The organism is Actinoplanes regularis (assembly GCF_900188005.1).
GTDB lineage: Bacteria > Actinomycetota > Actinomycetes > Mycobacteriales > Micromonosporaceae > Actinoplanes > Actinoplanes regularis.
Genome location: NZ_FZNR01000019.1, coordinates 126,712 through 139,952, shown reverse-complemented (window position 1 = coordinate 139,952; position 13,241 = coordinate 126,712). Strand labels below are relative to the sequence as shown.

Below are 13,241 nucleotides of genomic sequence, written 5' to 3'. Positions count from 1 at the left end.
GGCAAGCAGCCACTCAACCCCAGATCACGGGACTTTCGGCCCGATCGCCAGTCGTCCATCAGCTCTTGAGCGAGGCGATCAGCATCGACGGGATCCACAGGACGGCATATGCCGTGATCAGCGTCCGGGCGGCCGATCCCGGCGCCAGGTGGTACGCGGTCAGGTAGGCGGCCGCCAGGAGCACCAGCGTCAGCATGCTGAACGCACGGATGCGCCGCGCGGCCGCCACCCGGACCCGGCCCTTACGGCGGTTGGTCTTCGGGGTGACGAACCACGTCTGGGCCACCCGGCGGAAGCCTTTGATGTTGGCGATGGAATACGTGTGTACGACGGAAAGCGCGATCCAGCAGGCCGCGGGAATGTAGAGCAGGTTGATCCAATCACGCTTCTTGATCGTGGCCACGATCAGCGGAAATGCACCGCTGAACAGTGCCAGCACCATGATGGGGACCAGAACGTATCCCGCCCGGGACAGGATGAGATCGTGCTCGGGCGCCGGCCAGCCGCGCATTTTCCCGAGCCCCGCGTGCGCGGCGGCCAGCAGCCCCCACAGGACGGACACCTCGATGCCCAGCGCGGCGGTGTAATAGGCGTTCTGGCGTAGCAGGCTCAGTTTGGTGCGCAGATCGAGCCGCGAGCGCAGGACCGGGAACAGATATTCCTTGAAGGTGCGGGCCGAGCCGATCGCCCAGCGCTCCTGCTGCCGGCGGAACGCCTTGTAGTTCGGTGGCACCTCGCCGACGTTGGCGACGCTCTCCAGGTAGACCCCGCGATAGCCGGCCAGGTAGAACCGGTTGGACAGGTCGATGTCCTCGGTGAGGTGCCCCGCCTGGAAGCCGCCGACAGCGTACAGGGATCTCAGGTTGAACAGGGCGCAGCAGCCGGAGAACAGGATCATGTGCCCGAGGCGCTGCCGGCCGGCGAGGTCGACGAGGTAGCAGGCCTCCTCGTTGATCGCCAGGCAGCGCTGGAAGTGGTCGGTGCGGCCGTGGTGGTACAGGCGCTTGGTCTGCACGTATCCGATGTTCTCGTCGGCCTCGATCACCTCGAGGCAGCGTTCGATGGCGTCGGCCTGCGGGCGCCAGTCCGCGTCGAGCAGGTACATGTAGTCGAACGCGCGCTCGCGCAGGTACTCCTCCAGGGTCTTCAGGTTGCCCGCCTTGAAGCCCACGTTGTCCGCCCGGTGGAAGACGACGAAGCCGTCGGATTCCCACAGCTCGATGTCGGTGTCGGCGTACCGGGCACCCTCGACCTTCACGCAGCCGCGCTCGACGGCCAGCCGTCGCAGCAGCGCGATGGTCTCCGGATCCTTGGAGTCGTCCCCGACGATGATCGTCTTGTCGGGGTAGGAGAGGCGTTCGCACCCGGCGACGGTGTCGGCGAGGACCTCGCGCTCGTTGAACGAGACCACGACGACGGCGACCCGCGCTCCCGGCCGGGGCGAGACCGTGGGCGGCTTCGCGGGCGACAGCGCGGCGATCGAGTAGGCGTAGTTGTACACGGCGAAGCCGGCGAAATAGAGCAGGAGCAGCACGGATACGGCTTGCAGCACGGTGGAGACCAGCATGGTGGGGTGGGTACGCCCTTCGTCGACGCGCGCCGGTTCTTGCCTGCGAAAGAGATCCGGAAGTCCGCAAAGGACACCGGAACGGCGATCATACGATGATCACCTCAGTATTGTTGCCCCGCACAACAATCCTGTGACCAGCGTCAATGGTTAATCTGCAGTCAACAATGGGTTGATAATGAGCGACGCGACCAGCACGAGCCTCCACTGGGCGTCAGCGCGCCGGCAGCAGCGCCCCGTCGGGCGGTAGAGCCTCGCCGCGCACCCGCCGCCGTTAACGGACTTTCGGTGACACTCCCGCGGCCGGAGACTCGCTACCAGGAGAATTGGTCGTCGATGAGTTTCTATTCGTAACGCGGTGGACATCTTGCCGAAAACGTTTTCGTAAGGGAGGCTCACCTCCGAGGCGACCGCATCCCCCGCGGCGACCATCCAATCACGACTCGCACAGGAGGGGTGAACTCCACCCAAATCTATCGACTCTTGTCGATGGGTGACGCCTGCGCGACCACCGCCCGGCCGGAGGTCCCGGCCGAGGGCCGACGAAAGGCGACCCCCCATGCGTCACCCCGCCCTCTCCCGGCGCACCCTCCTGAAGACCGGCGCGGCCGGCGCCGCCGGTGCCCTGCTGCCCGCCCCGGCCCTGGCCCGCCCCGACACCGGCGTCTCGGCGTACGCGTTCCCGCTCACCGCCGTCCGCCTCGGCTCCGGGCCGTTCGCGGACAACGCCGGCCGCACCCAGACCTACCTGCGGTTCCTCGACTCCGACCGGCTGCTGCACATGTTCCGGGTCACCGCCGGCCTGGCGTCGTCGGCGACCCCGTGCGGCGGCTGGGAGTCACCGACCACCGAGCTGCGCGGGCACTCCATCGGCCACGTGCTCAGCGCGCTCGCCCAGGCGTACGCGAGCACCGGTGACACCGCGTTCAAGACCAAGGGCGACTACCTGGTCACCCAGCTCGCGCTCTGCCAGAAGTCGAACGGCTACCTGTCGGCGTACCCGGAAAGCTTCTTCGATCGCTTGGAGGGCGGGCAGAGCGTCTGGGCGCCCTACTACACACTGCACAAGATCGTCGCGGGGCTGCTCGACATGTACCAGCTCGCCGGGAACGTGCAGGCGCGGACCGTGCTGGAGCGCAAGGCAACCTGGGTCCAGTCGCGCAACAGCGTGCTGACCTACGCCCAGCGGCAGCAGGTGCTGCGCACCGAGTTCGGCGGCATCGGCGAGACGCTCTTCAATCTCTACCAGATCACCGAGAACGCGGCGCATCTGACCACCGCGCAGTACTTCGACCACGCCCAGATCCTCGACCCGCTCGCGGCCAACACCGACGCGCTGGCCGGTTTCCACGCGAACACGCAGATCCCGAAGGCGATCGCGGCGATCCGTGGATTCCACGCCACCGGCACCACCCGGTACCGCGACATCGCGGTCAACTTCTGGAACTTCGTGGTGCGGCAGCACTCGTACGCGATCGGCGGCAATTCGAACGGCGAGTACTTCCAGGCCCCGAACCGGATCGCGAGCGAACTGTCGGACACCACCTGTGAGTGCTGCAATTCGTACAACATGCTCAAGCTGACCCGGCAGCTGTTCTTCACCGATCCGAGCCGGGCCGCGGAGTGGATGGACTTCTACGAGAAGGCGCTCTACAACCACCTGCTCGGCGCGCAGAACCCGTCCTCCGCACACGGATTCCACTGCTATTACGTGCCGCTTCGGGCCGGCGGAATCAAGAGCTACAGCAACGACTACGACAACTTCACCTGCTGCCACGGCACCGGGATGGAGACCAACACCAAGTACGTCGACAGCATCTACTTCTACAACGGCGACACGCTGTACGTGAACCTCTTCATCGCCTCGACGCTGACCTGGCCAGGGCGCGGGATCACGATCCAGCAGACGACCACCTATCCGGAGACGTCCACCTCGCGGCTGACCGTCACCGGCTCCGGGCAGATCGACCTGCGGATCCGCATCCCGTCCTGGACCACCGGCGCGCAGGTCCGGGTCAACGGCACCCTGACCGGTACACCGGCACCGGGCAGCTACCTGGCGATCAGCCGGACCTGGGCGAGCGGCGACACCGTCGACATCAGCCTGCCGATGGCGCTGACCCAGGAGGCCACCCCGGACAACTCGGCGGTACGCGCGGTCAAGCACGGGCCGATCGTGCTGGCCGGGCAGTTCGGCACCCAGAACCTGACCGCGCTGCCGGCGCTGAATCCGGCGAACCTGACGGCCACCGGGGTGCCGCTGGAGTACACGACCGGGTCGGTGCTGCTGCGGCCGTTCTACAAGACGCACGGGCAGCGGTATTCGGTCTACTGGTCGGTGAGCTCCACTCCCCCGCTGCCGGCGTTCGTCGCGCACTACCCGTTCGACGAGACGTCCGGGACCACGGTCACCGACGCGACCGGCAACGGGCGGACCGCCACGCTCGCCGGCGGCTCGACCCGGACGGCCGGGCGCAGTGGCAACGCGGTGCTGCTGAACGGCTCCAACGCGTACGTCAATCTGCCTTCCGGGATCCTGAACGGCGCGACCTCGTTCACGGTCGCCGCCTGGGTGCGGATCGGCACCGCCGCGAACTGGACCCGGGTGTTCGACCTCGGCACCGGAACCGGCGCCTACCTTTTCCTGACGCCGCGCAGCAGCGCCGGTACCGCCAGGTACGCGATCACCAGCGGCGGCGCCGGCGGTGAGCAGCAGATCAACGCCCCGGCCGCGCTGCCGACCGGCGCGTGGACGCACGTCGCGGTCACCCACACCGGCAACCTCGGCGTGCTCTACGTCAACGGCGCCGAGGTGGCCCGCAACAGCGCGCTCACGATCCGGCCCAGCTCGCTCGGCTCCACCACGCAGAACTGGATCGGCCGTTCGCAGTACGCGGGCGACCCCTACCTCGCCGCGGCCGTGGACGACTTCCGGCTCTACAGCCGGGCCCTGTCCGCATCCGAGATTTCCCAGCTCCAGTAGAGGAGACGCAGTTGTCCGTCCGAAGATGGGTGGCCGCGGCGTGCGGAGTGATCACCGCGGTCGCCGCGGTGGCCACGCCCGCGCTGGCCGCCAACCCGATCATCACCGCCATCTACACCGCCGACCCGGCACCGCTGGTCGTCGGCAACACCATGTACATCTACGCCGGGCGCGACGAGGCGCCGACCGGCACGAGCAACTTCGTGATGCGCGAATGGCACGTGCTCTCCTCCACCGACGCGAACACCTGGACCGACAACGGCGCCAAGGCGAACATCGCGACGTTCCCGTGGGCGGGCGCGGACGCGTGGGCCGGTGAGGTGGAGCCGCGCAACGGCAAGTACTACTGGTACACCTCGATCAATGGCAACGGCGCCGGCTGGATGGACATCGGCGTGGCGGTCGGCAACAGCCCACTCGGGCCGTTCACCGACGCCAAGGGCGGCCCGCTGATCAGCGACAGCACCGCGAACTCGTCGGGGCTGAACATCGACCCGACGGTGTTCGTCGACGACGACGGCCAGGCCTACATGTACTGGGGCGGTTACTGGGGACCGCGTGCGGTGAAGCTGGCCTCCGACATGATCAACACGGTCGGTTCGGTGATCACGCCGCAGGGCCTCACCAACTACTGGGAGGCACCGTGGATGTTCAAGAGAAACGGCCTCTACTACATGATGTACGCGGCCAACGACACCAGTGGCTGCGTGACGAACTCGAACTACGCCTGCCAGCGGTACGCGACCGCGACGAACCCGCTCGGGCCGTGGACCCACCGTGGGATCGTGCTCGGCCAGGTCTCGTCGACCACCAATCACGCGGGCGCGGTCGAGTTCAACGGGCAGTGGTACCTCGTCTACCACACCGCCGATGCCCCGGGCGGCGGTAATTTCCGCAGGTCGGTGGCGGTGGACAAGATGTACTTCAACGCCGACGGCACGATCCAGAAGGTGATCCCGACGGTCGGTGGCGGTTCCTCCTCCGGGACGAACCTGGCGACCTCCGCGACGGCCTCCACCTCCTACGTCTCCTCCTGGGAGAACCTGTCCGCGATCAACAACGGGGGCACACCGGCCAATTCTCAGGACCGATCCAATCTGGCGTACGGAAACTGGCCGCAACAGGGCACCCATTGGATCGAGTACCAGTGGCCGACCGCCCAGTCGATCAACAAGTCGTCGGTCTACTGGTTCGACGACAACCAGGGCATCGACCTGCCCGCCGGCTGCCAGGTGCAGTACTGGAACGGCAGCGCCTACGTAGCCGTACCAGGGCAGTCGTCTTGTGGGGTCTCCGGGAACACCGAGAACGTGATCACGTTCAACACCGTCAGCACGACGCGGCTGCGGCTGTCGATCACCTCGCGCAGCGGCTACTCCACCGGCGTCCTCGAGTGGAAGGCTTTCCAGGCATGAAACGCGCGCTCGGCATGAGTCTGCTGCTGGTCGTCGGCACTCTGGGGCTGCCCGCGACGGCGCAGGCAGCCCAGACGATCGGCTATCCCACCTTCTCCGGCTCCACCATCCCGCAGCCGCCGGTCGGTTACAACACCGGCGACACCATGAAGGCCATCTACGACGCCGAGTCGTCCGGCACCGACTTCTGGATGGACCGGCTGCTGACCCGCAACGGCAGCGACCCGGCCGGCAACTTCCTGATGACGCGCGGCCGCGCGGCGTTCATGTACACCTACAACCCGGCGGTCATCGGCTTCGGCGGCAACGCGGCGTACTGGGACAACATCAGCAGCCAGAACGCGTACGCGATCACCGCCTCGCCGGGTACGTTCACCGAGCAGGCCGCGCAGCGCAAACAGACCCCCAGCTACGCGAAGACCGTGCACACCAGCGGCTCGCTCCGGCTCGAGGTCACCAGGTACATCACCGCCAACAACGTGCTGGTCACGAACCTGGCCGTGGTCAACACCGGCACCGCTTCCGCTTCTTTGAGTCTGTCCGCGACTTCCCCCTATGCCACGACGGTCAGCGGCTCGGAGCTGACCGGCACCCGGGCGGTCAAGAACAGCCTGACCACGATCTACCCGCGGTTCTCCGGGGACGGGTTCACTGCGGCGAACGGGGCGCTGACCCGTTCGGTGACGGTGGCGGCCGGTGCGACCGTCACGACCAAGGTGCAGCTGGGCATGGTCGCCAACGAGATCCCGGCGTCGCTGACCGACTACAACGCGTACCGCGGGCAGACCCCGGCCGACGCGTTCGCCACCCACGTCCGCGCCTACAACAAGTGGTGGGCCGACAACGTCCCCTACATCGACGTGCCTGACGCGGCGATCAAGAAGAACATCTACTACCGCTGGTGGCTGATGCGCTTCAACTACCTCGACGCGGACATCCCGGGGCAGGACTTCCAGTTCCCGCAGTCGGTCGAGGGCGCCACCGGGTACAACAACGCGATCGCGCTGACCCAGCCGATGCACATCGACGACCTGAAGTACCTGCGCAGCCCGGAGTACTCGTACGGGCCGTACCTGGCGGTCGGGCAGTACTCGGCGAACGGCCGGTTCGTCGACAACCCGGGTGACCCGGAGAACTGGTCGAACTCGTACACCCAGTACATCGCCGAGGCCGCGTGGCGGGCGTACCAGATCCACGGCGGGCAGCCGGCGATGCTGAACAACTTCGCCCGGTACGCCGAGGGGGACGCGAAGGGCCAGCTCGCGACGTACGACACCAACAACAACGGGGTGATCGAGTACGACTGGGGCGCGATGACCGGCAACGACGCCGACGCGGTGTCGTTCCACTGGCGCTCGGGCAACCTGGACCGGGCCGAGACCGCATACGTGTGGTCCGCCGCGAACGCCGCCCGGGACGCGTACACCCTGCTCGGCAACACCACGAAGGCGACCGAGATGCAGACGCTCGCCGACCGGATCAAGAACGGTGTGGTCAACACGCTCTGGAACCCGGCCGACCAGTTGCTCGAGCACAAGCACGTGTCCACCAACGCGTTCGTACCGTGGAAGGAGATCAACAACTACTACCCGTACTCGGTCGGGCTGATGCCGAACACCGCCGACTACCGCCAGGCCCTGCGCCTGTTCGCCGACCCGGCGGAGTACCCGATCTTCCCGTTCTACACCGCCAACCAGAAGGACAAGGCGGCCGCCGCGGCCGCCGGGAGCCCCGGCAGCAACAACTTCTCCACGATCAACTCGACAGTGCAGTTCCGGCTCTACTCCTCGGTGCTGCGCAACTACCCGAACTCGTGGATGACCAGCGACGACTACAAGAAGTTGCTCTACTGGAACACCTGGGCGCAGTACATCAACGGCAGCACGGACTGGCCGGACGCCAACGAGTTCTGGGCCGACTGGAACGGCAGCGCGATCACCTACCGGTCCTGGATCCACCACAACATCCTCGGCAGCAGCAACTGGACGATCATCGAGGACGTGGCCGGGCTGCGCCCGCGCAACGACGCGCAGATCGAGCTCTCGCCGATCAACATCGGCTGGCCCAACTTCGCCGTCAACAACCTGCGCTACCGCAACGCGAACCTCTCCGTGGTCTGGGACGACCCGGCCGACGGGGTGGTCAGGTACAGCGGCGTCCCGCAGGGCTACTCGATCTACCTGAACGGCACCCGGGTGGTCACCGTCGACCAGCTCACCCGGTTCGTCTACAACCCGGCCACCGGCGCGGTCACCTTCCCGGCCGGCACCGGCACCGTCGCGTACAACGTGGCGTTCCCGTCCCTGCAGGCGCCGCAGAACGTGATCCAGAGCAGCAACCGGATGGTGGACGTCTTCGCCAAGGCCGGCGTCGACCTGACCTCCACCACACCGAACCTGGCCACCGGCGCGACCGCGTCGGCGTCCTACACCACCTCGGGCACGACGGCCGCGGCGGCGATCGACGGGCTGCCGACCAACTCCCCGCTCTGGGGAAGCTACGGCAGCACCAACGCCACCGACTGGTACGAGGTCAACTTCGGTTCGAACAAGGTGGTCGACGAGGCCTGGATCTACTTCCGCAACGACCGGGCCGGCAACCGGTACCGGCCGCCGTCCGCCTACACCGTGCAGTACTGGAACGGCTCGGCCTTCGTCAACGCCGCCTCGCAGGCCAAGACACCCACCGCACCGCAGTCCAACTACAACAAGGTCACGTTCAACGCGGTCAACACGAGCCGGCTGCGGATCCAGTTCACCCAGCCGACCGGCAGCACCAAGACCGGCCTGACCGAGGTCAAACTGTTCCGCAAGGGCACCACCGAGCCCGGCACCGATCCGGGCACCGGCGGAACGAACCTGGCCCTGACCGCCACGCCGAGCGCCTCCTACACCTCGTCGTGGGAGTCGGTGAACGCCCTCAACGACGGGATCGACCCGCCGTCCTCCAACGACACGGTCAACCCCCGCTGGGGTACGTGGCCCAACACCGGCGCGCAATGGGCCGAGCTGACCTGGTCCTCGGCGCAGACCCTACGCTCGGCCCAGGTCTACTTCTTCGACGACAACCAGGGCATCGACCTGCCCGCCTCGTGGAAACTCCAGTACTGGACCGGCAGCGCGTACGCCGACGTGCCGTCCGCGAGCGGCTATCCGATCGTCGCCAACCAGTACAACCAGGTGACGTTCGGCCAGATCAGCACCGCCCGGCTCCGGGTCGCACTGACCAGCGGCGCCGCCTCGGTCGGCCTCCTGGAGGTGAAGGCGTTCAGCTGAGCTGAGGTGCGGGCCCACCCGGTGGGCCCGCACCGGCCCCCTCAAAATGGCCTTGGATCTCCGGTCTGCCCGGTGGAAGGTGTAGCCGGGCCGATAGTGGATGGTCCAGATTGTCCGGCGCCGACGGAGGTCGGGACCGCTGGTGGGTTCGGTAGCCTGGCGTGCGTGCAGATCATGGCGGAGCAGACGTTGGCGCGTGACGAGGCGTATGAGCTGTACACGGCGGTCGGCTGGTACGGCTACACCAAGGATGTCGACAAGCTGCTGCGCAGCCTCGCCGGCTCGCACCTGTTGCTTACCGCCCGGGGCGACGACGGGGCCTTGCTCGGACTGGCCAGAACGATCTCCGACGGCGAGACCGTGTGCTATCTGCAGGATCTGCTGGTGCATCCCCGTGTCCAGCGCGGCGGCATCGGCCGCAATCTGGTCGAGGAACTCAAGCGACGCTACGAGCACTGCCGGTTCTTCCTTCTTGCCACGGACTCCGCCGATGCCGAAGAAGCTCGAACATCGCACCCCTTCTACCGCGCGATGGGTTTTGTCGCGCACGAGGAGCAGAGGATGGCCGCGTTCGGCTTGCCGGTCAAGCGGTGAGTCCATCGCTGGAGATCCGATCGTTCCGGTCCGGCGATGGCCCGGCGGTGAGTGAGATCATCACGTCTTGCCTGCGCGAGGTCAACAGCCGTGACTATCCGGACGAGACCATCACGCTGATGTGCGAACACTTCACCGTCGAACGGATCGAGCAGCTCGCCTTCGAGCGGCAGATGTTCGTCGCCGTTGAGGATGGGGCGGTCGTAGGCACCGTTTCCCGTGACGGCAACAAGGTGTTCACGATGTTCGTCCAGCCACGGACGATCGGGAGAGGAGTAGGCCGGCGGCTCATGCGTCATGTCGAGATGCTTGCCTCGGCCGAGGGACACGACTTCATGGAAACGGGCGCCAGTATCACCGGGCACGGGTTCTACCAGCGACTCGGATACATCGATGTGCGTACTAGCGAGACGGATTTCGGCCTGAACTACATCCTCCGGAAACCTCTCGAAGACACCCGACCTTGAGCTCCTGTGATCTCACAAAGCGTCGTGGCACACGCCGGGAGGGGTCGATGAACAATCGCGAAGGACTGGACAACGCGGAGTACCTGATTCTGGGTGATCTGGACTCCTCGCCTCGACCGCTTCAGGAACTCGGATGGCCTGAGGCGCCGTCGCGACGGGTGGTGGCCGAAATCCTCGGGCCGGGTCTCGTCTCCTTGGCGACCCGGCATTTCATCGAGGTGCGCCGCTTCAGTGCTTGGCCGGCACGGTGGGAAGAAGGCACGCCGGTCGTCGGTGATGAACTTCGGCAGGCGAGCAGTCGGGTCGAGGTCTGGTCCGGCGGCTCGACGAACGGCCTGCTGGCGGCTCAGATCACCGAGGCCGGAATCCCCTATCTGTAGTTACCGGCCGATGGACGCGCCCGCCGGCAGGGATCACGATGCACGCATGGAAAACCACCTGCTCCCGGGCGAACGGGTCCTCTGGGAGGGCCGCCCACTGCACCACCGCCTGCTCCGGCGCACCGACGCGCTACTCATCCCGTTCAGCCTGGTGTGGTTCGGGTTCGTCGTCTTCTGGGAGACCGGGGTGCTGGCGGACGGAGCACCGATGTTCTTCGTCCTGTGGGGCGCGCTGTTCCTCCTCGCCGGCCTCTACTTCCTCGCCGGGCGTTTCGTCGTGCGCGCCGTCGCGTCCCGCCGTACCCGCTACACGATCACCGACAGCCGGGTCCTGATCCACGGTGGCCGGTCCGGCAACCAGCTCACCACCGAGTACCTGAGGGCCCTGCCCCCACCGGTGATCACCGAGCGATCGGACGGCTCCGGCAGCCTGGCCTTCGGCGCCTTCCCCGGCGTCACGGACGTCTTCACCCGGGGTTCCCGGGCGGGCTGGCGGGCCTGGTCCGCCGAGCCGTCCCCGACCCTGGTCTTCTGGAACATCGCCGATGTACGCCGGGCGCGCGACTTCGCGGCCCACGTCCAGCGGCAACCCGGACAGGCCGGCCGGTGATCGAGCGATCTGTGTCCCGCATTCCGTTACGCGACCCCCGGTTAACCACTTCCGGAACGGAGCCGGTGATCGATATCGTCTCGTCATGATGGACCGGCGCCCCAGACTCACCGATGTGGCGCGGGTCGCGGGCGTGTCCCGAGCGACCGCGTCCCGAGCGATGAACGGCGCCTACGGCGTCTCCGACGACGTGCGCCAGCGCGTCCGTGACGTCGCCGACCGGCTCGGCTTCGAGCCGCACGGGGTGGCCCGCGCGCTGGCGACCGGCCGGGTCAGCGCGGGCGGACGCGAGCGTGTCGAGGTCCTGGTCGTCGACCCGGACCCGCACGCGCTGAGCGCCAAGCCGTTCTACGGGCGGGTGCTGACCGGCGCGATGCGGGCGCTGAGCGGCCAGGACCTCGCGCTGGAGCTCAAGCTGGTCACCGCACCGCCCGCACAGGACCCGGACCCGCCGTTCGGGCGGGTGCTGATCAACATGCCGCTGCTGCCCGGCGCGGCCTACGCACGTCGCGGCCGCACGGTCGCCCTGGGCGAGACCGCTCCCGGGATCCCCTTCGTCTCACCGGACAACGACGGCGGCGGACACCAGGCCGCGGTCCATCTGGTCGCGACCGGCCGGCGGCGGGTCGGTGCGGTGTTCGGCCCCGCCACCCCGTGCGCGCTGGAGCGCAGGACCGGATTCCTGCGGGTCATGACCGCCGCTCAGCAGGCTGTCACTGTCGCCGACGGAGATTTCACCCGGCGTACGGCCTATGCCGCCACCCAGGAGTTGCTGGCCCGCGTGCCCACGCTGGACGCGGTCTTCGCCGCCTGCGATGTCACCGCGATGGGCGTGCTGCAGGCGTTGCGCGAGGCCGGCCGGCGCGTGCCGGACGACGTCGCCGTCGTCGGGTTCGACGGCAGCACCCTGGCCGAGGCGGCCGACCTGTCCTCGGTCTACCAGCCGGTCGAGGAGCAGGCGGCCGCCGCGGTCCGTCGCCTGCTCGATCCGTCGCTGCCGTCACCCGGCCGGCTGCCCACCGCGCTCACGGTCCGCGGCTCCAGCTGAGGTTCACGCGTTCGCCGCCGGGCGGCTCGCCGGTCGCGGCGTGGTCAAGTGCGCAGCGCTGGCGGCTCGCCGGTCCCGGTGTGGTCAAGTGCGCAGCACTGGTGGCTTGCCGGTCGCGGCGTGGTCAAGTGCGCAGTGCTGGTCGCCCGCCGGTCGCGGCGTGGTCAGTGCACCGCGCGGGCGGCGAGAAAGCCGTCGACGGCGGCGAGGAATTCGGCCGGCTGATCCCTGTGGACGTTGTGGCCGGCCGGGATGGTGACGAGGGTGGCGTCGGGCATCCGGTCGACCATCTCGGCCAGCAGTTGCCGCGGGATGTGACTCTCCGCGCCGGCGATGACCAGGGTCGGGACGTCGACGGCGGCCGTCCGCTCCCACCAGGTCGGGTCGGGGTCGGTGAGCTGGGCCCGGATGGCGTTGACGACGGCGAAGTCGAACGGTGTGGGGGTGTCCGGCGGATCCAACGGTGGTCGCTTCAGCGCACCCGGCCGGGGTGCCGCCGTGTCCTCCAGGATCAAGTGGGTGAGCCGGTGCGGTGCGGCCTCGGCGAGCAGGATCGCCACCGTGCCACCCATGGAGTGGCCGACCAGCACACCCCGCTCGACTCCCACAGCGTCGAGGAACCCGAGGACGTCGTCGCGCATCAGCTCGAAGGAGTACCGGCCCGGGTGCGAGCTGCGGCCGTGGCCGCGCAGGTCCAGGGCGTACACCCGGTGCCTGTCGGCGAGGGCGGGCAGCACGGTGTGCCAGTCGCGTTCGTCGTCACCGAGGCCGTGCAGCAGCACCATGGGCGGGCCGGCCGGATCGCCGGCGACCCGAAAGCCCAGGGACACCCCGTCGATGTCGATCCCGTGCATCGCTCCGATGACCGATTCCGCCATGGAGAACACCCTACTGTCGCCACC

The 13,241-nt window shown here is 67.8% G+C and carries 10 protein-coding genes; 8 read left to right on the top strand and 2 right to left on the bottom strand.

Features of this window, described 5'->3' with window-relative positions:
- Positions 1-58: 58 nt before the first annotated feature.
- Positions 59-1,567, bottom strand: a complete 1,509-nt coding sequence (locus tag CHC09_RS34905; RefSeq protein WP_089297527.1) for a glycosyltransferase family 2 protein — start codon at positions 1,565-1,567, stop codon at positions 59-61.
- 559 nt (positions 1,568-2,126) lie between these two features.
- Here CHC09_RS34905 and CHC09_RS34900 point away from each other — a divergent pair.
- From CHC09_RS34900 to CHC09_RS34865, 8 genes are all read left to right on the top strand, one after another.
- On the top strand, positions 2,127-4,550 hold the full coding sequence (locus CHC09_RS34900) for a beta-L-arabinofuranosidase domain-containing protein (RefSeq protein WP_089297526.1): 2,424 nt from the start codon (positions 2,127-2,129) through the stop codon (positions 4,548-4,550).
- An 11-nt stretch (positions 4,551-4,561) separates the two neighbouring features.
- Positions 4,562-5,965: a family 43 glycosylhydrolase gene (locus CHC09_RS34895; RefSeq protein ID WP_089297525.1), complete on the top strand. Its 1,404-nt coding sequence runs from the start codon at positions 4,562-4,564 to the stop codon at positions 5,963-5,965.
- Positions 5,962-9,240, top strand: coding sequence for a discoidin domain-containing protein (locus CHC09_RS34890; protein ID WP_089297524.1), 3,279 nt, complete (start codon positions 5,962-5,964; stop codon positions 9,238-9,240). Before CHC09_RS34895 ends, CHC09_RS34890 begins: the two co-directional genes overlap by 4 nt.
- A 174-nt stretch (positions 9,241-9,414) precedes the next feature.
- Entirely contained in the window at positions 9,415-9,834 is a 420-nt protein-coding gene (locus CHC09_RS34885; RefSeq protein WP_239138696.1) for a GNAT family N-acetyltransferase, read from the top strand.
- Positions 9,831-10,301: a GNAT family N-acetyltransferase gene (locus CHC09_RS34880; RefSeq protein ID WP_089297522.1), complete on the top strand. Its 471-nt coding sequence runs from the start codon at positions 9,831-9,833 to the stop codon at positions 10,299-10,301. The genes CHC09_RS34885 and CHC09_RS34880 overlap by 4 nt, the downstream gene beginning before the upstream one ends.
- A gap of 47 nt (positions 10,302-10,348) precedes the next feature.
- Entirely contained in the window at positions 10,349-10,681 is a 333-nt protein-coding gene (locus CHC09_RS34875) for a hypothetical protein (RefSeq protein WP_089297521.1), read from the top strand.
- 46 nt (positions 10,682-10,727) lie between these two features.
- Positions 10,728-11,291 (top strand): hypothetical protein, encoded by a 564-nt coding sequence (locus tag CHC09_RS34870; RefSeq protein WP_089297520.1) that lies wholly within the window; start codon positions 10,728-10,730, stop codon positions 11,289-11,291.
- A gap of 85 nt (positions 11,292-11,376) precedes the next feature.
- The gene (locus CHC09_RS34865) at positions 11,377-12,339 is read left to right on the top strand and encodes a LacI family DNA-binding transcriptional regulator (RefSeq protein WP_179277413.1); all 963 of its coding nucleotides are present in this window, start codon (positions 11,377-11,379) and stop codon (positions 12,337-12,339) included.
- A gap of 164 nt (positions 12,340-12,503) precedes the next feature.
- Here CHC09_RS34865 and CHC09_RS34860 read toward each other — a convergent pair whose 3' ends face one another.
- Positions 12,504-13,193 carry an alpha/beta fold hydrolase gene (locus tag CHC09_RS34860; RefSeq protein ID WP_373871989.1) on the bottom strand — a complete coding sequence of 230 codons (690 nt, stop codon included), beginning with the start codon at positions 13,191-13,193 and terminating at the stop codon, positions 12,504-12,506.
- Positions 13,194-13,241 lie beyond the last annotated feature (48 nt).

Bases quoted from the DNA above. Each gene is read 5' to 3' on its own strand.
- CHC09_RS34905 (WP_089297527.1), bottom strand. From the start codon at position 1,567: ATGCTGGTCTCCACCGTGCTGCAAGCCGTATCCGTGCTGCTCCTGCTC.
- CHC09_RS34870 (WP_089297520.1), top strand. From the start codon at position 10,728: ATGGAAAACCACCTGCTCCCGGGCGAACGGGTCCTCTGGGAGGGCCGC.
- CHC09_RS34865 (WP_179277413.1), top strand. From the start codon at position 11,377: ATGATGGACCGGCGCCCCAGACTCACCGATGTGGCGCGGGTCGCGGGC.
- CHC09_RS34875 (WP_089297521.1), top strand. From the start codon at position 10,349: ATGAACAATCGCGAAGGACTGGACAACGCGGAGTACCTGATTCTGGGT.
- CHC09_RS34885 (WP_239138696.1), top strand. From the start codon at position 9,415: ATGGCGGAGCAGACGTTGGCGCGTGACGAGGCGTATGAGCTGTACACG.
- CHC09_RS34860 (WP_373871989.1), bottom strand. From the start codon at position 13,193: ATGCACGGGATCGACATCGACGGGGTGTCCCTGGGCTTTCGGGTCGCC.
- CHC09_RS34900 (WP_089297526.1), top strand. From the start codon at position 2,127: ATGCGTCACCCCGCCCTCTCCCGGCGCACCCTCCTGAAGACCGGCGCG.
- CHC09_RS34890 (WP_089297524.1), top strand. From the start codon at position 5,962: ATGAAACGCGCGCTCGGCATGAGTCTGCTGCTGGTCGTCGGCACTCTG.